The organism is Streptomyces sp. NPDC001393 (assembly GCF_053597455.1).
The window spans coordinates 118686-136717 of record NZ_JBSFIH010000016.1 but is presented as its reverse complement, the minus strand read 5'-3'; the positions used below and the strand labels follow the sequence as shown (position 1 = coordinate 136717).

Below are 18032 nucleotides of genomic sequence, written 5' to 3'. Positions count from 1 at the left end.
TCACCCGAACTGCACCGACCGCTTCGCCATTCCCATCCAGAACCCGTCGATGACCGACTTCTGCGCGTCCAGCTCGCCCCCCGCCTCCGCCGCGCCCATGGTGACGAAGAGCGGAGCGAAGTGTTCGGTGCGCGGGTGGGCGTAGCGGCCGGCCGGGGCCTTGTTCAGGAAGTCCAGCAGGGCGTCCCAGTCGCGGGCCTGGAGGGCGCGGCGGCCCCAGTCGTCGAACTCGGAGGACCAGCTGGGCACGCCGCTTCCCGCGTGGCGCAGGGCGGCGAGGTTGTGGGTGAAGAAGCCGGAGCCGACGATCAGCACACCCTCGTCGCGCAGCGGGGCGAGCCTGCGCCCGATGTCCATCAGACGTACCGGGTCGAGGGTGGGCATGGATATCTGCAGGACGGGGATGTCGGCGGCCGGGAACATCTCGACCAGGGGGACGTAGGCGCCGTGGTCGAGGCCGCGGTCCGGGATGTCCTGGACGGGGGTGCCGGGGGCGCGCAGCAGCTTGCGGACGGACTCGGCGAGCTCGGGGGCGCCCGGGGCGGCGTACTGCACCCGGTAGTAGTGCTCGGGGAAGCCCCAGAAGTCGTAGACGAGCGGGACGGTCTCGACCGCGCCCAGCGCGAGGGGCGCCTCCTCCCAGTGGGCGGAGACCATGAGGATCGCCCTGGGCCGGGGCAGGCCCGCGGACCAGGCGGCGAGCTGGCCGGGCCAGACGGGGTCGTCGGCGAGCGGCGGGGCGCCGTGGCTGAGGTACAGGGCGGGCATGCGCTCCCGGGCGGTGGCGGACATGGCGGCGGCTCCAGCAGTCGATCCAGATGCTTTAACTCTCAAGCTCTATGCGGCAACGATACGCCCGACTTGTTCAAGTTTCAAGAAGGTGCCTCGTACAGTGGGACACATGAACACGGCACCCGACTCCGCCGCGCAGCCCCGCTGGCTCACCGACGAGGAACAGCGCGTCTGGCGCGCCTACCTGCACGCCACCACCCTGCTGGAGGACCACCTCGACCGGCAGCTGCAGCGCGACGCGGGCATGCCGCACATCTACTACGGCCTGCTCGTCGGCCTCGCCGAGGCCCCGCGCCGCCGGCTGCGGATGACCGAGCTGGCGATGCAGGCGAAGATCACCCGCTCCCGACTGTCGCACGCGATCGCGCGGCTGGAGAAGAACGGCTGGGTGCGCCGCGAGGACTGTCCCTCGGACAAGCGCGGCCAGTTCGCGGTGCTCACCGACGAGGGCGCCGAGGTGCTCGCGCGCACCGCGCCCGGCCATGTGGCCGCCGTACGGCAGGCGATGTTCGACCGGCTCAGCCCCCAGCAGCAGAAGGCCCTCGGCGAGATCATGGAGATCATCGCCGAGGGCCTCCAGCCCAACGAAGCGGGTGCGGACCTGCCCTGGCTCCGCTAAATCACCGTACTAGGCGTGCATCACCGTACGGGCGCTCAGTGGGCCACCACCGGCACCGGCACCTCGTCCTCCGCGCCGTCCCCCGAGGCCACGGCGGTGGCTTCCGGCTTGCCGGCGTTGACGAAGGTCACCACGATCACCGCGGCCAGCACCAGCATGCCGACGGCGAACCAGATGGCGTTGGTGTAGCCGTGCACCATGCCCTCCAGCTGGAGCAGCTGGGGCTTGGAGGCGGCGGTGGCGGCGTGGTCCTTGATGTACGACGTCGTCGCGGACGCGGCGATCGTGTTCAGCAGGGCCGTGCCGATGGCGCCGCCCACCTGCTGCGAGGTGTTGACCATCGCGGAGGCGACACCGGCGTCCCGGGGCTCGACGCCGAGCGTGGCCAGCGACATGGCCGGCATGAACGCCGTACCCATGCCGAGGCCGAGCAGCAGCATCGCCGGCAGGATCGTCGAGACGTACGACGAGCCGATCTCCAGCTGGGTCATCAGCAGCATGCCGACGGAGGCCACCAGGAAGCCGGGACCCATCAGCAGCCGGGCGGGGAGCCGCGTCATCAGACGGGTGCCGATCTGGGTGGAGCCGATCATCATGCCCGCGATCATCGGCAGGAAGGCGAAGCCGGTCTTGATCGGCGAGAAGCCCTTCACGACCTGGAGGTAGTAGGTCAGGAAGAGGAAGGTGCCGAACATCGCGATGATCGCGATGCCGAGGGAGAGGTAGATACCGCCGCGGTTGCGGTCGGTGACCACGCGCAGCGGCAGCAGCGGGGCCTTGACCCGCGTCTCGGTGACAACGAACGCGATCAGCAGTACCGCGGAGGCGACGAACAGGCCGATGGTCGTGGTGTCGCCCCAGCCGTCGGACTCGGCGCGGGTGAAGCCGTACACCAGGGAGACCAGGCCGAGGGTGGACAGGAGCACGCCGGGGAGGTCGAGCGGGTTGCGGTTGCGGCCGCCCTCCGGCTCGCGGATGACGAAGTACGCGCCGAGCGCGGCGACCACCGCGAACGGGACGTTGACGAAGAACGTCCAGCGCCAGTTCAGGTACTCGGTGAGCACGCCGCCGAGGATGAAGCCGACGGCACCGCCGCCGCCCGCGATGGCGCCGTAGATGCCGAACGCCTTGGCGCGCTCCCTGGCGTCCGTGAACATCACGGCGAGCAGCGACAGCGCGGCCGGGGCGAGCAGGGCGCCGAAGACGCCCTGGAGGGCACGGGCACCGAACATCATCGGGCCGGAGGTGGCGGCACCGCCCAGCGCGGAGGCGAGGGCGAAACCGGCCAGGCCGGTGACGAAGGCGCGCTTGCGGCCCCACTTGTCGGCGATCCGGCCGCCGAAGAGCAGCAGACCACCGAAGGCGAGGGCGTAGGCCGTGACGACCCACTGCCGGTTGCCGTCGGATATGCCGAGGTCGCTCTGGGCGGACGGCAGGGCGATGTTCACGATGGTGGCGTCGAGGACGACCATCAGCTGGGCGAGCGCGATGAACACGAGCGCCTTCCAGCGGTTGGCGTCGCCGGCAGGTGCGGCGACGCCGGTCGGCGCGGTGGCGCCGGGAGCCTTGCTGGCTGTTTCGGACATGGAGGTACCCACTTCGGGACTTCGTGACGGAAAACGAGAAAGGAGAGACAGCGAGACGGACAGGAGGAGAAACGGGCAGGCGAACAGCGCGGCTCGTCGACGGTGACTGGCCGGCAGGTCGGGCGTACGGCCAGAAGATCAGGCGTACGGCCGGAAGGTCAGGGCGTACGGCCGGAAGATCAGGCGTACGTGTGGACTGGGATCGGGAGCCGAACTAATCGGTCAGCAGTCGCGCAGCTCCTTGATGGTCACGGCCGTGCCCGGCAGGGTGGAGCGGGCGGGCGCCCGCAGGCCGTCGAGGAACAGTTGAAGGTGGCGGTGGACGAAACGGTCGCCGCGCAGGCAGTCCGTGCCCGCCGGGGGCCGGCTCAGCTGGGCCACGGCGATCATCACGTCGCCGACGCCCACGTCGGACCGGAGCTGTCCGGCCGACACGGCCCGGCCCATGACCTCCTCGATGAGCTGCTCGACGCGCTCGCGGGAGGCCTCCAGGTCGGGGTGGTGCTTGTCGAAGCTGCTGGAGATCATCGGGCACAGCGCGCTGATCCGCTCGTCGGCGGCGGCGTGCACGAAGTGCTCCAGCGCCGCGAAGGCGTCCCCGGTCTCGGCGAGGGCCACCTCGGCCGCCTCGGCCGTACGGTCCATGACGGAGCAGACGACCTCACGTACGAGGGCCTCGCGGTCGGGGAAGTTGCGGTACACCGTGGCGTTGCCGACACCGGCCCGGCGGGCGATCTCGTCGAGCGACACGTCCGGGCCGTGCTCGACGAACATCTCCTGGGCGGCGGTGACGATCCGCTCCCGGTTGCGCACGGCGTCGGCGCGGGGCCGGGGCACCTTGCGCACTGCGGGGGTGGTCGCGGTCGGCACGGCGTACTCCTTGGGATGTTGGTTCGGGTCAGGGCGTTCAGGTCCGGGCGGGTGAGCCGGGACCTGGGGCCTTGGGGTCGATCGGGCGATCCATCACGATCGATCCGGGGAAGCAGTCCCCGTTTCGCTCGGACACAGGTCTAAACGGGGAGAGGTTCCCCGGTTATTTCCCGACCACGAAAAGAACCTCTGTGACCTGAGACACACTCATCTCCCGCCGGGATTCACCCTCGTGCGGACCGGCATTCCCACGATCGGTCTCCTCCAGCGCGCGCCCCCGCACCCCGCGGACACAGGGTGAGCGCATGGGTGCAGCCGGAGACCTGCGGCTGCCGTGGAGCGAAGGGTCCATGCATGCAGCCGCAGCCGCCCCGCCGCACATCCCTTCCTCGCTCCCTCCCCGACGGGCGCCCCACCACCGCAGCGGCCCACGGCCACCGCGACACCGCAGCAGTCCGGCGGCGCTCCGCCCGCCAGGGCCGGTCGTCGCGCACCCGCCGTCGCATACGCCCGCGCCGGGTGGCCGCTCTCGCCGCGGTGACCGCGCTGACCCTGGCGGTCGGCACCTCGGCCGGGACCGGACACCTGACGGCGCCCACCACCGCCGGGCCCATCGGAACGGCCCGCTCCGCCCTCGCCCGCTGCGCGGTCCAGGGCAGTGTCGAGGTACAGATGACCGAGGGCATACCCACCCCGCACGGCTACGCCCACTCCACGGGCACGCTCCACGCCCTGACCCTGATGATCGACTTCTCCGACGCTCCCGGGCAGGGCAGCGCCATGGACCGCTTCCACGAGTTCTTCCCGCAGACCCAGGAGTGGTTCCGCACCGCGTCGTACGGCCGCCTGGACTACCAGCCGGCGACACCGGTCACCAGGTGGCTGCGGATGCCCAGGCCCTTCAAGGGGTACGGCATAGAGCGCGGCGCGCCCTTCGACCCCGGCTACCGGCAGCTGGTGCAGGACATCGTGGCCACGGCCGACCCGATGGTGGACTTCAGCGCGTACGACATCCTCAACGTCCTGATCACCCCCAACGCCGGCCCCTCCGCCCTCGACACGGTCCTGTCCGTGACCTTCGCGGGCAACGGCGACGCCCCGGTCGCCGACGGCGTCCCCATCGCCAACGCGTCCTTCGTCTACTCCCGCCAGGACGACGGCTCCGGCTCCTACTCCCGCACCGGCTACCGGGTGCTCCCGCACGAGAACGGCCACACCTTCGGCCTGCCCGACCTGTACACCCAGGAGGGCGGGGGCGCGGTGGGGCACTGGGACATCATGAGCGAGGACTGGGGGGCCGACAACGACATGCTCGGCTGGCACAAGTGGAAGCTGGGCTGGCTGGACGCCTCCCAGGTGGGCTGCGTGACGGCGCGGGGCAGCGTCGAGTACGAGCTGACACCGCTGTACCGGCCGGGCGGCGGGAAGCTGGTCCTCGTCCCCGTCGACGCGCGCAGTTCGTACGCCCTGGAGGTACGGGAGCAGGGCGGCAACGACGAGGTGGTGTGCCGGCCGGGCGTGCTGATCTACAAGGTGGACGGCACGATCGACACCGGACACGGACCGGTCACGGTGTACGACAGCCACCGGGGCAGCGGCGGCTGCACCCGCAGCCCCAACGTCCAGGCGGAACTCTCCGACGCCCCCTTCTCCCCCGGCGAGACCTTCAAGGACCCCCGCCACGGCATCACCGTCCAGGTGGTCAGCAGGGACGACGACGGGAACTACCGGGTACGGGTGACACGGAAGTAGCGGCTCTGCGCACCACGGCGCGCCGGGCGGCGGTTTACCGTAGGCGTGCCCGAACGCCGTACCGGAGAGCCGATGCCCGCGAAGAGTGCGACCGCGCTGGATGCCGACGCCCCCATCGAAGCGGGGGAAGCGGTCGGGCCGCTGGTACGCGGGGTCGGGGTGCTGCGGCGGCTGACGGAGGCGGGCGGCACGCTGAGCCCGAGCGCGCTGGAACGGGCCACCGGCCTCGCCCGCTCCACGGTCGACCGCATCACCGCGACCCTCGCCCGCATGGACTACGTACGCCTCGACGGCCGCGACGTCGTCCTGGCCCCCCGCGTGATGGAGCTGGGCAACGCCTACCTGGCCGCCCTCCGCCTGCCCGCGCTGCTCGGCACCCACGCCGACGCCCTCGCCGACGAGCTGGACGAGTCGGTGTCGCTCGCGGTCGCCGACCTCGACGGCATCCGCTTCATCCACCAGGCCACCCGCCGCCGCGCGATGTCCGTCAGCTTCCGCATCGGCGACCTGCTCCCCGCCGAACGCACCGCCCCGGGCCCGCTGTTCGCGACCCAGTGGACGGAGCCGGACTGGACCCGCTGGCGCGCCCGCCGCGCGGCGGACCCGACGGACGCGACGTTCCCCGCCGTACCGCCCAGGCAGCAGCCCGCCGACGACACCGCCTCCCCGGACTCGGCTTTCCCGGACTCGGTCTTCCCGGCACGGGTCGAGCGGGCGCGCCGGGACGGCTGGGCGGTGGACGACCAGCTGATCGAACCGGGCCTGGTCGCGGTCTCCGTACCCGTACGGCACCCGGACACCGGCCGCGTGGCCTGCGTCGCGAGCGTGGTCAGCCACACCAGCCGCCACTCGGCCACCGACCTGCACACCACTCTCCTGCCCCGCCTTCGTACGGCGGTGGCGGCGATGGAGTCCGAGCTGCGCACCGCCGCTCCACCCGAGCCCGGCCCGCCGCCCGCGGACCTCGCGACCTGGACGACGGCGTCCAAGCACCAGCTGGGCCGGGACTTCGTGGAGTCCCTGGCGCGCGGCCTGACCGTGCCGGCCGCCTTCGGCGAGGGTCGCTCGGCGCTGTCCCTGAGCGAGGTGGCACGGGCGACCGGCCTGGCCCGGGCCACGGCCCGCCGCGCGCTGCTCACCCACGAACACCTGGGCCTGGTGTCGGCCCGCCCCGACCGCACCTTCACGCTCACCCCCCGCGTCCTCGACCTCGGCTTCCCGCCCCTGTCCCGCACCACACTCCCCCGCCTGGCCGAGCCCCACTTGCGCGCCCTGGCGGACCGGCTGCACGAGCCGACGGCACTCGCCGTACTGACCTCCGACGGCACGGAGATCCAGTACACGGCCGGAGCGGGCGCGCGCCGCGTCCTCACGGTCCACATCACGGTCGGCGCCCGCCTGCCCGCCGCCGCGACCTCCCTCGGCCGCGTCCTCCTCGCCGGCACCGCGTCCCCCGAAGGCGCCCTCCTCCCGCCCCTGGCCGAGGTCCGCGCCCAGGGCTACGCCCTGGTGGACGAGGAACTGGAGTCGGGCCTGCGCTCCGTCGCCGTACCCCTGCGGGACCGGTCCGGCCGTGTGGTCGCCGCCCTGAACGTCGCCACCCACGCGGCCCGCCGCACCCTCGAGGACTGCGTCCACCAGATCCTCCCCGCCCTCCGCACGACCGCCGCCCACATCGAGTCCGACCTCCACACGGCGTCCCGCTTCACCCACGTCCCCCCGTCCTGACGGCAAGGTCCAGCTGTGCCGGCGCTTGTCGGGTAGGCCTCGCCCCATCCGATCCGGACGGCGTGGGATGCCTGGGGCGGCGACACCGGATGAGCAGACAGAAGCAGCCGCTGTGATCGATGAGTCAGCGTCGAATACGCCCCGGGAGAGAGTTCTGGTGACCGAGCATGATCGCTGTTACCGCCCAGGCGGCGCCAGAAGCCGGTGTGCGCCTCGCCGCCCTCCCGGACCTTCCCTTCGGCAACGGCGTAGTTCGACGCCGTGGTCGGCCAAGGAACACTTCGACTCCCTGCGCGCAGAGTTCACCGACTCGACCGGCGCCCCACCCCGGCAGGATCCCCCGCACGTCGAGCACGCCACCCGCTACACTGGCGGCGGCGAGCAGACCCTCACGGGTCGATCACCATGCCTTCGTAGCTCAGGGGATAGAGCACCGCTCTCCTAAAGCGGGTGTCGCAGGTTCGAATCCTGCCGGGGGCACCACGCATTACTGCTCTGACCTGGGGTTTCTCCCCCAGGGAGGGGTCCTGTTCGGCCTCGGACGTCTCGTCCGGGGCCGTTTGCGTGAGCGGTGCGTGAGCGGACGGGGTGCCAGGCCCCGAGGTCTCTCCGGACGGATCAGCACCGTCCGGCACGTTCGCCTCCGCCGCCTCAGCCTCGCTCTGGGCTTCCGGAGCGTCGTTCTGTGTATCGGCCGTGAGGGCCGGCGTCGCGGCATCGTGGCGGGGGTCGTGGAGCCGCCGGACCGGCGGGAGGCCGATCTCCTCGTACTGACGAGACCGGCGTCCGGGTGGGTGTCGCAGCCCGCGGAACGCGATCGGGTGGAACAGCGCGTACCGGCGGTCCTCGGCGACGTGGTCGAGGAAGAGGCCGGTGTGCTCCGGTGTCCAGACCCTCAGGGGCGAGGGCTTCTCGCCGGTGCGCTTCCAGTGGAGGATGCGCTCGTCCGTCCACACCAGCGCCTTGGGCCGTTTGCCCGCCTCCCACTCAGCCGGGCCCACGATGCGGCGGTAGGGCTCCCTCTCCTCGGTCGCCGCCCCTTCGGTGATCTCGACGTTGGCCTCAGCGTCGGCTTCGGTCCGCTTCGCCTGCTCACCCCTGCAGGAGACCGTCCAGAGTCTGCGGGCCTGGCGCAGCTCCGTCTGCTACGCCGTGCATCAGCCGCTGCGTCGGCAGTCCGCCCCCTCCGGCACGCCGGCCGGCCCCTGTTGCAGGCACTCGTGCGGGGCGCGATGTCGCCGTGAACCGGCTGAGGCAGATCGGATGGGACGGCTTCACGCCGCCAGTTGATCGCCGAGTGGGCTGCGCAGGTACAGGACGAGATGTCCGTGCCGAGCCCGGGTGACCAGTCCTGCGCGGTGGAGGACACCGAGGTGTTGGCTCACCGTGCCGGGGCTGAGCCCCAGTCGGTGGGCCAGGTCGGTGGTGCTCGCGGGCTCCGCGAGCCGGGTCAGAAGGCGGGCCCGGGTACTGCCCAGCAGGTCGGCCAGGGCTTTTGGCGGGGCGGCCGCGTTCGTGTGCCAGACCGTTGCGCGGCCCCGCGCGGGGTAGGCGATCCTGGGCGGCAGCGCGGGGTTGACGAGTGTGTTGGCATGGTCACAGAACAGGGACGGGGTGAACGTCACTCCGCGGCCGTCCACTGCGAGCTCACGGTGTTCGTCGCGGAGGGCGTCCACGGTGAGAGTGCCTGCCTGCCAGCGCAGGCCCGGGTCGATGTCGGGGAACAGTTCCGCGGCGCCGCCGTCGGCAAGCCGCCGGGCTCGGTGCAGGATGTCGGCGCGAACGACGGCCTGCATACGCGGCCAATGCGGTGCCATCACCAGAGCCCAGTAAGTGTGCAGGGCGTCGGCGATGCGCGTGAGCAAGCCCGCGGGGGCTTCGTACGCCTGCTGGAGTCCCGGGTGCAGGGCTGCGCCGCTGGCGGCCTGGGTGAGCTCGGTTGTCACACGCTCGGCCGGCGTCGCCCGCAGAGCGGCGAACTCGTCGTCGATGTCGGGGCTCGGGCCCATGGGGTGAGGGGTCAGGAAGTCGGGGATGCGCCGACGCGGGCCGACCAAAGATTGCAGCAAGGGCCAGTCGAGTTGCCGTAGCAGCGGGGCGCATTGGCGCAGAAGGGGCTGATGCTCGGCGTGCCGGACCGGGTTCTGCCACGCCCACAGGCTCAAAACGGTCTCCTGCAGGGGGGAACACGCGAACCGGACAGAGGCGAGGTCGTCCAACTCCAGCCGCAGCAGCAACATTCGGCACAGACTAAATGTCTCGCACGGCTCGTGGTCAGCCTGGTGGGATCACCGGCATGAATACTGCTTCTGCCGGGAGAAGCTCGGCGATGGCGACGTACGACCGCATCGGTATCGGGTGCCGGGAGGGTGCAGCAACCGGACGGGAAACTCTGGTCGGCTTGGGCGACATCGTCGCCAAGTGAGCAGGGTCGCCGCGCCACCGGCGCAGAACACCATGAGCCGGCTGATGCGCGAGCCCCACGGTCCCGTCAGGCCGATGCCGACCAGTGCCCCGAGAAGCTTCAGTCGCCCAGACGAAACTGGGTACCGCGAACAAGAATCCCCCTGCTGCAGCGACGTATCCAGGCCATTTGCTCAGGTGGAGGCGGACTGCCCGCGCGGGACGGCGCGCTGTGCCGTCCGAGGAACGCATGCCCTTGGCCGGCCGGTCATCGCCTGCGGAGTGATCTGTCTCACATGCTGTCACAGCGATCGCGTAGGCGGTGTCTTGAGGGCGCACGCCTGGAAACGAAGGAGGACACCGTGACGGGGAACACCGATGTGGTCGTGATCGGCGGCGGGTACGCCGGGGTCTTGGCGGCCAATCGCCTGACGAAGCGCGACGACGTGACAGTGACTCTGATCAACCCGCGTGAGGCCTTTGTCGAGAGGGTACGCCTGCACCAGGTGGTGGGCGGGTCCCACGCGGCGGTCGTCCACTACCGGGAGATCCTGGGTGAGCGCGTCCAGTTGATGGTCGACACCGTGACCCGGATCGACGCCCCTGGGCACAGCGTGGCGTTGGCGAGCGGGGGCACGGTCAGCTACGACTATCTGCTCTACGCGGTGGGTAGTGGCAGCGCCGACTCGCGCGTGCCCGGAGCGGCGGAGTTCGCCTACCCGATCGCCACCTTGGAGGAGGCACAGCGGCTGCGGACGGTCGTTGACGCCGCTCCCGCGACGGCCGCGGTGGCGGTGGTGGGAGCCGGGTCGACCGGTATCGAGGTCGCTGCCGAACTGGCGGAGGCCGGCCGCGCCGTGACCCTGGTGTGCGGCGAGGTGCTCGGCCCGTATCTGCATCCGCGGGTTCGGCGTTCGGTGGCCAAGCGGCTGGCGGCGCTCGGTGTGACCGTGCTCGAAGGCCCCGACGCGACGGTGACGGCGGTGGCGCGCGACACCGTGAGGCTCCGTGACGGACGCGCGCTGCCGAGCGCGGTGACCGTCTGGACCGCCGGCTTCGGCGTGCCGGACCTGGCAGCGCGCAGCGGACTGAGCACCGACGCCCTGGGCCGCCTGCTCACGGACGAGACGCTGACGAGCGTGGACGACGTGCGCATCGTCGCGGCCGGGGACTCGGCAGCGCCTTCGGGCATGCCGCTGCGCATGAGCTGCCAGACCGCACGTCCGCTGGGAGCGCACGCTGCCGACACGGTGCTGGCCCGGATCGCGGGTGCGCAGCCCGAGGCCATCAACGTGGGCTTCTTCGGCCAGTGCATCGCCCTGGGCCGTCGCGCCGCCACCGTGCAGATCGCCTCCAAGGACGACACCGCGAACAGGTACTACATCGGCGGTCGCATTGCCGCAGGGATCAAGGAGCGCGCGTGCAGGGGTGTCGTCCAGGAACTGGTGGACGAGGCACGCAAGCCCGGCTCGTTCACCTGGGGGTTCAAGGATGACAAGCGCCGCCAGCTGCTGCGGGCCAAGCAGAGCGAGGCACTGACGACTCGTTGAACGGGCAGCCTCGGCCCGGGTCACGGTGACCGGTGGGGTCGGCCATGAACGGAACCGCACACTTCACCGAGGGGACGTATGAGATCGAGGCTCTGGCCGTGGTTCGGCGCCTGGTTCACCGTGGGCGCGCTGGCGTCACTCGGCGTGCTGACGGTGCTCACCATCGGTGTCTTCCTGCTGCCCGTCACCCTTGCGGCTGCCGTCCTCGTGGCCACCCGGCGCGGCTCCCGGGCCGGGCTTCCCGGCCTGCTCTCCGGGCTCGGCGTGCCGCTGCTGTACGTGGCCTTTCTCAACCGGGGCGGCCCCGGCGACGTGTGCACGACGACCGCCAACAGCCAGTCGTGCGTGGACGAGTACAACCCCTGGTGGTGGCTGGCCGCGGGCGTGGTCCTCCTGCTCGCCGGAGTTGTGGTCGGGGTGGTGCGCCGGTGCAAGAGGCACCTGCGGTGAGCTGAACGGCAGGTGGAGCGGATCGAACGGCCGGCAGCGAAAGGGACCGTGCCGTGGAGGCACACTCGCCTGCCTTCGGCAGCCACGACCGGCCGCGAAGGAGAAAGAAAGGAGAAAGATCGAGTTATGAGCGACCATGCCACCAACGCAGCGACGGAGGCGTTCGTCGCCCACCGCAACCTGCTCTTCACCGTCGCGTACGAGATGCTCGGATCGGCAGCCGACGCCGAAGACGTCCTGCAGGAGACCTGGCTGCGATGGGTCAAGGTCGACTTGGAGCAGGTGCGCGATCAGCGCGCCTACCTGGTCCGGATCACGACCCGCCAGTCGCTCAACCGGCTGCGCACCATGAGTCGCCGCAAGGAGACCTACGTAGGCCCCTGGCTGCCCGAGCCGCTGATCACGGCGCCGGACGTGGCCGAGAACGTCGAACTCGCCGAGAGCATGTCGATGGCGATGATGCTCCTCCTGGAGACGCTGTCGCCGACGGAGCGCGCGGTCTTCGTGCTGCGCGAGGTCTTCGACGTCGACTACGACGAGATAGCGGCCGCCGTCGACAAGAGCCCTGTGGCCGTCCGCCAGATCGCGCACCGCGCCCGCCGGCACATCAACGCCCGCCGCCCCCGCTCGGTGGTCTCCGTGACCGAGACCCGGGCGGCTCTGGAGTCGTTCCAGCGCGCGCTGGAAACCCGGGACCTGCAGGGGCTGCTCGACGTGCTCGCGCCCGAGGTCGTCGTTGTCAGCGACGGCGGCGGAATCAAGCAGGCCGCGCTGCGTCCGATCACCGGCGCCGAGAAGGTGGTCCGCTTCCTGGCCGGTGGCCTCGGCAAGACCGATGCCACGATCACCCTCGGCCCGACCGTGGTCAACGGCAACCCGGCACTCGTCCTCCGCCTGGACGGCGAGATCGACGGCGTCATGGCGGTTCGCGTCGAGGACGGCCGCATCATCGGCCTCTACTACGTCCGCAACCCGGAGAAACTGACCCGCGTCGAATCCGAGACCCCGCTCACCCTGCGATGAACACCGGTGGCGAACCCAGTCGGCATACGGCGCCTGCTTTCGGCCATCCGTCGCCGCTGCGAGGAAGCCCCGAACTCCTGCTTGCCCAGACGCCAACCTCTACCAAGGAGTGACACCCGATGAGCCTGCGCTCCGGATTCGCACTCGCGGGTACGGCGATCGCCCTGCCCGTCCTGCTGAGCCGCCACCGCGGCGAGACGATCCCCATGGACGCCCGCGCCAGGCGGGATGCGCCCGGGGCCTTCGTCCGGCTCCGCCGCGGCACGACGCATGTCATGGTGGACGGACCGGAATCGGGAGAGCCGGTCCTGTTCGTTCACGGAGCGACCCTGTCGCTGTGGGTGTGGGACGGACTGTTCGAACGGCTGGCCCGGGCCGGATACCGGACCATCCGCTTCGACCGGTACGGCATCGGTTTCAGCGACCGTCCCGACATCGACCACAACCAGGCGCTGTTCGAGGAGCAGATGCTCGACCTGCTGGAGGCGCTCGGCGTCGACCGCCCGGTGACTCTCGTCGCGCTGGCGTTCGGCGGCCCGATAGCGGCCGAGTTCGCCGTGCACCATCCCGAACGGGTCGCCGGCGTCTGCCTGGTCTCTCCCGACGGGTTCACGACCCCGCTCAACCTCGGGCTGCGCCTGTCCCTGCTGCCCGGGATCAGCCGACCGTTCTTCCGGCTGACCGGAAACCGGGCGTTGAGGTCCCGCCTGCCCGGCTACTCCCGCGACCCGCGCGTGGTCGCCCGCGTCCAGGCGGGTCTGCTGCCGGAACTGCGCTACCGGGGCTTCAAGCGGAGCCTGCTCTCCGCGCTCCGCAACGTCCCGATCCACGGCGCCGAATACCTGTACCGGTTCCTGGACACCCAGGACATCCCCGTCCAGGTGGTGTGGGGACGCCAGGACCCCATCACCCCGATGCCGCCGGACGAGGTCCTGCGCACCGTCTTCTCCCGCGCCGACCTGCGCCCGCTCGACGGCGTGGGACACCTGCCGCACCACGAGCGCCCCGACGAGACCGCCGCGATCATCCTGGATTTCCTGGACTTCCTGCACGACAGGGCCGCTGACGGCGGTCCCGCCCTGTGAACCGACGCCATCGGCAGCCGGCTTGTGACCCCACTCGTCGCGCGCGGGGCGGACCGATGATCCTGGCGCAGGCTCGCGGCTGGTACGAGCTGGAAGAACTGGACGACGGCCTCGTGCGCGTCACCGAGCCGCACGTCGACAAGTTGGTGCGGGCCAACCTGTGGTGGCTGCGCGGAACGGACCGCGACCTCGTCGTGGACGCGGGCCTGGGCGTCGCGGGTCTGCGCCGGCGCATCCCCCGCATGTTCGAGCGGGATCCGCTGGTCGTCCTCACCCACGCACACCTGGACCACGTCGGCGGAGCGCACGAGTTCTCGGAACGGGCGGCCCACAAAGCCGCCGAAGAGACCCTGGCACAGGGCGTGCCCGCCAGCCTCCACGGCCCCGAGCTCTACAAGAAACTCGGCATGGAGCCGGCTGGAGAAGACCTGCCCGGATTGCTGATCGACGCGCTGCCCCACACCGGCTTCGACCCTCGCACCTACCGCGTGGCGCCGCTCGCGGTGCACCGCACCCTCCAGGACGGGGATGTGGTCGACGTGGGCGGGCGCTCACTGACCGTCCTGCACCTGCCCGGACACACCCCCGGCTGCATCGCCCTCCTCGAGGAACGCACCGGGGCACTGTTCACCGGCGACGTCATCTACAACGGCCACCTCATCGACGACCTCCCCGAATCCGACCCGCCGGCCTACCGGCGCAGCCTGGCGCTCCTGGCCGACCTGGACATCTCCGCCGCCCACCCGGGCCACGGCCGCAGCTTCGACGGGCACCGTCTGCGGGAACTCGCACAGAACTACCTCGGGGGCCGTGACCGGACCCCGGTCGGCGGTCAGCCGAGGGTGAAGTAGGCCAGGCTGCCGAGGCCGGCGAGGGTGCAGTAGACGGCGAACGGGATGAGGGTGCGGTGCTCGAAGTACCGGACCAGGTAGCGGGTCGCGAGGTAGGCGGCCACGAACGCGGCCAGGCTGCCGGCCAGCAGGGGGCCGCGCAGCCCGTTGCCCTCGGGTCCCAGCAGCGGGGGCAGTTTGAGCAGTGCCGCTCCCCCGATCACCGGGGTGGCGAGCAGGAAGGCGAACCGCGCCGAGTCCTCGTGGTCGAGGCCGCGGAAGATGCCCGCGCTGATGGTGGAACCGGACCGGCTGATGCCGGGCAGGAGGGCGAGGATCTGGGCGGCGCCGATCGTCACGGCCTGCCGGATGGTCATCCGGGTGATCCGCTGGTCCGACAGCTCGTCCGGCGTCAGGTGCTCCTCGCCGGGCGCGGGAGCGGCGCCCGCCCGCCTGCGGCCCGTCCCGCCGCGGCGCAACTGCTCGGTGACGAACAGCACGATCCCGTTGAGCGCCAGGAAGATCGCCGTGGGAACGGGCCGGCCCAGTGTCGTACGGAACACCTTGTCGAGCGCGACGCCGGCGACGGCCACGGGGATGGTCGCCGCGATGATCAGCCAGGCGAGGCGCTGGTCCACCGTCTCGATGCGCCGCTGGGTGATGGACGTGGCCAGGCCACGGACGACCCGGACCCAGTCCCGCCGGAAGAAGACGACGAGGGCCAGCGCGGTGGCCAGGTGGAGGCCCACCAGCTCGTTGAGGTAGAGGGATCCGTCGGCGGAGACGTCCAGGTCGCTCTTCCAATGACCGCCGAGGAGGGCGGGTATCAGGATGCTGTGCCCGAGGCTGGAGACCGGGAACAGCTCGGTGACGCCTTGCAGGAGGCCGACGCCCACGGCTTCGGGGTAGGTCAGGACGGACATGGTTGGCCTTTGGCTCGAACTGCACGCGAGGCCGGGCTCCGGACAACGCTTGCAGCAGCTCCGGCCAACCAAAACCTATGACACGCGTGTAAAACTCAGACCAAGGGGCGGGTGTGTTCACCCAGCCGCCGCGCACTGTTCATGTCTGCGAGGAGTCGGTGCCCGGAATGTCTTCGCCGCTCACCGCGCCGCGGTGGGGTGGGCCGTGAGGAGGGGCTGGAGTGCGCCGCCGGTGCGCAGGCGGGCGACCAGGGGGCGGATCAGGCCGCGAAGGACCATGGCGGCGACGAGGGCCACGGGAGCGGCGATGAGGATGGCACCGAGAACGTCGTGCGGGTAGTGGTCGCCGACGTAGACGCGGGTGAAGCCCTCCAGCACCGTGCAGACCGCTGCTATGGCGGCGAGCCGGCGGTCGAGGAGGAAGAGGGCCGCGGCAGTGGCGGCCGCGGTCGTGGTGTGGCCGCTGGGGAAGGCGTAGTCGGTGGGCGCCGGGCAGCTGTTGACGTAGAAGTCGTGCGGCAGGGCGCGGCAGGGGCGGGGCTCCGCGACCAGCTTCTTGATGACCTCGGTGACGGCGAAGGCGGCCACGACCGCCACCGGGGCGGCCAGGGCGACGGCCATGGCGGAGTCGTCGCCGCGGCGGGCCCGCCACCAGCCGATCACCATCAGGACGGCGAAGACGCCGAGGCCGAGGTTGGTCGTCAGCGCGATCGGGGCGTTGAGCCAGTGGGTGTCACGAGCGAAGTCGGTGACCGAGGTGAACAGCGAGCCGTCGATGCGGGAGCCGTCGAAGGCGAGCTGCGCCGTGGCGTGAGGGGTCATCAGGCGAGGTCTTTCGGGCAGATGGAGACCGCGAGAACACCAGGATGCGGCAAGGTGAACGGCAGCCTAACATCTACACGCGCGTAAAAACTCCCGGGGTTGTTCACCGAGGTTGTTCTGCGGGAGGCGGTGACCCCCTCACTCACCGGACGCCGATCGTCTCCAGCAGCTTGTGGAGGTCGTGGGCGGCCTCGGCACTCGACCAGGTGGCGGCGAGCAGGACGGCGGCGGTGGCGGCGGCCAGCAGGGGACGACGGCCGAGGGGCGGCGCGAGCAGGGCGGCCACCCGGCGGGGCACGGGGCCGGCCGTGGCGAGGCGGGTGCGGCGGCGGCCGAGGATGCCCAGGGCGGCACCGGGGAGACGGGAGCGGGCCGGGGTGTCACGGGCGGCGAGTGCGGCCTTGGCGACCGCTCGCGCGACCCGGCCGCGGTCGCCCGTGACGACGGCGGCGCTTTCGTCGGCCCAGCGTTCGGTCGTGTACGTGACCGCGGTGGCCAGCGGGCGCAGCAACGGGTTGGCCGCGGCGCCGAGTTGGGCGAGGGCGACGAACGCGTAGTGGTGCGCGGCCAGATGGGCCCGCTCGTGGGCGAGCAGGATGGCGTGCTCGGCCTCGTCCAGGGTGTGCAGCATGCCGGTGGACACGACGACCCGGCCGGGCAGTCCGGGCAACGCGAAGGCGTCGGGGGCAGGGTCGTCGACGACCACGAGTCCGTCACGCGACGGCATGCAGGCCGCGTCCAGCGCGGCCGCGGCCAGCGCCCCGGCACGGCGCCACAGCATCCGGGCGGCCATGACCAGCGCGCCACCGAGCAGCAGCCCGGCCAGCACGGAGACGGAGAGCTCGGTGGGGTCGTCGCGCCGCGCGGTGCCCGGCGACCAGTGGCCCAGCCCGGCGATCAGCGGCACGCGGGTCACTCCCGTGACGGCCAGCAGCCCGAGCGAGAGGGTGCTCGCCACCGCCAGGACCAGCGAGGAGACGGTGAGCAGCCAGGTCGCCAGGCGCGGCTCGCACCGCTCCGACAGCTGCCGGGCACCCAGCGGGGCGAGCAGGGGCAGCAGCAGCGGGAGGTAGACGAGGATGCGCATCGGGGGCCTCTTCGGGGTGCAGCGGTCGACGGCTCAGCGACTGGCGTCGGACTCGGGGCCGAGCAGCTGCCGCAGCAGGTCGGCGTCCGTGTCGGACAGACCGTCGGCGAAGCGGGCCAGCACGGCCTCCCGGTCGGGCCGCTCCTCCAGGACGGTGCGCATGCGCCGGGCGGCGAAGCCGGCGTCGTCGGTGGCCGGGGCGTACGCATACGCCCGTCCGCGCCGTATGCGGGTGAGCAGCTGCTTCGCATGCATACGGGTGAGGATCGTCACCACACTGCTGTACGTCAGCTCACCGCCGAGGCGCTCGGTGACCTCGCCCGGGGTCAGCGCGCCTTCGGCCCGCTGCAGCAGGGCGAGGATCTCGGCTTCCCGGGCGCCGTTGGGCAGCTTGGAGCTCCGCCCGTGTGTGTCGCCGTCCATGGGGTTCGTCGTTTCCTCGTCCGTCCGTTGCCTCGTCCACGGTCACGCAGAACTTCTACGGCCGTGTAAAGGATGCCGTACGACGAGTC

At 71.4% G+C, this 18032-nt stretch carries 16 protein-coding genes and 1 tRNA gene; 9 read left to right on the top strand and 8 right to left on the bottom strand.

Features of this window, described 5'->3' with window-relative positions:
* A complete protein-coding gene (locus ACWC2T_RS19680; protein ID WP_450671609.1) occupies nucleotides 1–792 on the bottom strand; it encodes a dioxygenase family protein in 792 nt (263 codons plus the stop codon).
* Between the two features lie 109 nt (nucleotides 793–901).
* Between ACWC2T_RS19680 and ACWC2T_RS19675 the strand changes: the two genes are divergently transcribed.
* Nucleotides 902–1411, top strand: a complete 510-nt coding sequence (locus ACWC2T_RS19675; RefSeq protein ID WP_450671608.1) for a MarR family winged helix-turn-helix transcriptional regulator — start codon at nucleotides 902–904, stop codon at nucleotides 1409–1411.
* 35 nt (nucleotides 1412–1446) lie between these two features.
* Here ACWC2T_RS19675 and ACWC2T_RS19670 read toward each other — a convergent pair whose 3' ends face one another.
* Together ACWC2T_RS19670 and ACWC2T_RS19665 are read right to left on the bottom strand one after the other, a co-directional pair.
* Nucleotides 1447–2997, bottom strand: coding sequence for an MFS transporter (locus ACWC2T_RS19670; RefSeq protein WP_450671607.1), 1551 nt, complete (start codon nucleotides 2995–2997; stop codon nucleotides 1447–1449).
* Nucleotides 2998–3219: 222 nt separating this feature from the next.
* Entirely contained in the window at nucleotides 3220–3867 is a 648-nt protein-coding gene (locus ACWC2T_RS19665; RefSeq protein WP_450671606.1) for a TetR/AcrR family transcriptional regulator, read from the bottom strand.
* A gap of 519 nt (nucleotides 3868–4386) precedes the next feature.
* Between ACWC2T_RS19665 and ACWC2T_RS19660 the strand changes: the two genes are divergently transcribed.
* From ACWC2T_RS19660 to ACWC2T_RS19650, 3 genes are all read left to right on the top strand, one after another.
* Nucleotides 4387–5619 (top strand): M6 family metalloprotease domain-containing protein, encoded by a 1233-nt coding sequence (locus ACWC2T_RS19660; RefSeq protein ID WP_450671632.1) that lies wholly within the window; start codon nucleotides 4387–4389, stop codon nucleotides 5617–5619.
* 72 nt (nucleotides 5620–5691) lie between these two features.
* On the top strand, nucleotides 5692–7347 hold the full coding sequence (locus tag ACWC2T_RS19655; RefSeq protein ID WP_450671605.1) for an IclR family transcriptional regulator domain-containing protein: 1656 nt from the start codon (nucleotides 5692–5694) through the stop codon (nucleotides 7345–7347).
* Between the two features lie 407 nt (nucleotides 7348–7754).
* Nucleotides 7755–7830: transfer RNA gene (locus tag ACWC2T_RS19650), tRNA-Arg, on the top strand.
* A gap of 791 nt (nucleotides 7831–8621) precedes the next feature.
* Here the strand turns inward: ACWC2T_RS19650 and ACWC2T_RS19645 are convergent.
* Entirely contained in the window at nucleotides 8622–9587 is a 966-nt protein-coding gene (locus ACWC2T_RS19645; RefSeq protein ID WP_450671604.1) for an ArsR/SmtB family transcription factor, read from the bottom strand.
* A gap of 525 nt (nucleotides 9588–10112) precedes the next feature.
* Between ACWC2T_RS19645 and ACWC2T_RS19640 the strand changes: the two genes are divergently transcribed.
* The 5 genes from ACWC2T_RS19640 to ACWC2T_RS19620 all read left to right on the top strand — a co-directional run bounded on the left by ACWC2T_RS19640 (nucleotide 10113) and on the right by ACWC2T_RS19620 (nucleotide 14709).
* Complete coding sequence (locus tag ACWC2T_RS19640; RefSeq protein WP_450671603.1) at nucleotides 10113–11300, top strand: NAD(P)/FAD-dependent oxidoreductase; 1188 nt, start codon at nucleotides 10113–10115, stop codon at nucleotides 11298–11300.
* Between the two features lie 78 nt (nucleotides 11301–11378).
* Entirely contained in the window at nucleotides 11379–11750 is a 372-nt protein-coding gene (locus ACWC2T_RS19635; protein ID WP_450671602.1) for a hypothetical protein, read from the top strand.
* Between the two features lie 126 nt (nucleotides 11751–11876).
* Entirely contained in the window at nucleotides 11877–12773 is an 897-nt protein-coding gene (locus ACWC2T_RS19630) for an RNA polymerase sigma-70 factor (protein ID WP_450671601.1), read from the top strand.
* A gap of 119 nt (nucleotides 12774–12892) precedes the next feature.
* Nucleotides 12893–13858 (top strand): alpha/beta fold hydrolase, encoded by a 966-nt coding sequence (locus ACWC2T_RS19625; RefSeq protein ID WP_450671600.1) that lies wholly within the window; start codon nucleotides 12893–12895, stop codon nucleotides 13856–13858.
* Nucleotides 13859–13914: 56 nt separating this feature from the next.
* Nucleotides 13915–14709 carry an MBL fold metallo-hydrolase gene (locus tag ACWC2T_RS19620; protein ID WP_450671599.1) on the top strand — a complete coding sequence of 265 codons (795 nt, stop codon included), beginning with the start codon at nucleotides 13915–13917 and terminating at the stop codon, nucleotides 14707–14709.
* Here ACWC2T_RS19620 and ACWC2T_RS19615 read toward each other — a convergent pair.
* The 4 genes from ACWC2T_RS19615 to ACWC2T_RS19600 form a co-directional block, all read right to left on the bottom strand.
* Complete coding sequence (locus ACWC2T_RS19615) at nucleotides 14691–15611, bottom strand: undecaprenyl-diphosphate phosphatase (protein WP_450671598.1); 921 nt, start codon at nucleotides 15609–15611, stop codon at nucleotides 14691–14693. The two genes, ACWC2T_RS19620 and ACWC2T_RS19615, sit on opposite strands and share 19 nt — an antisense overlap.
* A gap of 180 nt (nucleotides 15612–15791) precedes the next feature.
* The gene (locus ACWC2T_RS19610; RefSeq protein ID WP_450671597.1) at nucleotides 15792–16433 is read right to left on the bottom strand and encodes a phosphatase PAP2 family protein; all 642 of its coding nucleotides are present in this window, start codon (nucleotides 16431–16433) and stop codon (nucleotides 15792–15794) included.
* 142 nt (nucleotides 16434–16575) lie between these two features.
* On the bottom strand, nucleotides 16576–17520 hold the full coding sequence (locus ACWC2T_RS19605; protein WP_450671596.1) for a M56 family metallopeptidase: 945 nt from the start codon (nucleotides 17518–17520) through the stop codon (nucleotides 16576–16578).
* A 33-nt stretch (nucleotides 17521–17553) separates the two neighbouring features.
* Nucleotides 17554–17943, bottom strand: coding sequence for a BlaI/MecI/CopY family transcriptional regulator (locus ACWC2T_RS19600; RefSeq protein ID WP_450671595.1), 390 nt, complete (start codon nucleotides 17941–17943; stop codon nucleotides 17554–17556).
* Nucleotides 17944–18032 lie beyond the last annotated feature (89 nt).

Excerpts from the sequence above, each read along its gene's own strand:
- ACWC2T_RS19680 (WP_450671609.1), bottom strand. The coding sequence starts at position 792 with ATGTCCGCCACCGCCCGGGAGCGCATGCCCGCCCTGTACCTCAGCCAC.
- ACWC2T_RS19655 (WP_450671605.1), top strand. The coding sequence starts at position 5,692 with ATGCCCGCGAAGAGTGCGACCGCGCTGGATGCCGACGCCCCCATCGAA.
- ACWC2T_RS19630 (WP_450671601.1), top strand. The coding sequence starts at position 11,877 with ATGAGCGACCATGCCACCAACGCAGCGACGGAGGCGTTCGTCGCCCAC.
- ACWC2T_RS19605 (WP_450671596.1), bottom strand. The coding sequence starts at position 17,520 with ATGCGCATCCTCGTCTACCTCCCGCTGCTGCTGCCCCTGCTCGCCCCG.
- ACWC2T_RS19615 (WP_450671598.1), bottom strand. The coding sequence starts at position 15,611 with ATGTCCGTCCTGACCTACCCCGAAGCCGTGGGCGTCGGCCTCCTGCAA.
- ACWC2T_RS19620 (WP_450671599.1), top strand. The coding sequence starts at position 13,915 with ATGATCCTGGCGCAGGCTCGCGGCTGGTACGAGCTGGAAGAACTGGAC.
- ACWC2T_RS19610 (WP_450671597.1), bottom strand. The coding sequence starts at position 16,433 with ATGACCCCTCACGCCACGGCGCAGCTCGCCTTCGACGGCTCCCGCATC.
- ACWC2T_RS19600 (WP_450671595.1), bottom strand. The coding sequence starts at position 17,943 with ATGGACGGCGACACACACGGGCGGAGCTCCAAGCTGCCCAACGGCGCC.
- ACWC2T_RS19645 (WP_450671604.1), bottom strand. The coding sequence starts at position 9,587 with ATGTTGCTGCTGCGGCTGGAGTTGGACGACCTCGCCTCTGTCCGGTTC.
- ACWC2T_RS19635 (WP_450671602.1), top strand. The coding sequence starts at position 11,379 with ATGAGATCGAGGCTCTGGCCGTGGTTCGGCGCCTGGTTCACCGTGGGC.
- ACWC2T_RS19625 (WP_450671600.1), top strand. The coding sequence starts at position 12,893 with ATGAGCCTGCGCTCCGGATTCGCACTCGCGGGTACGGCGATCGCCCTG.
- ACWC2T_RS19675 (WP_450671608.1), top strand. The coding sequence starts at position 902 with ATGAACACGGCACCCGACTCCGCCGCGCAGCCCCGCTGGCTCACCGAC.
- ACWC2T_RS19670 (WP_450671607.1), bottom strand. The coding sequence starts at position 2,997 with ATGTCCGAAACAGCCAGCAAGGCTCCCGGCGCCACCGCGCCGACCGGC.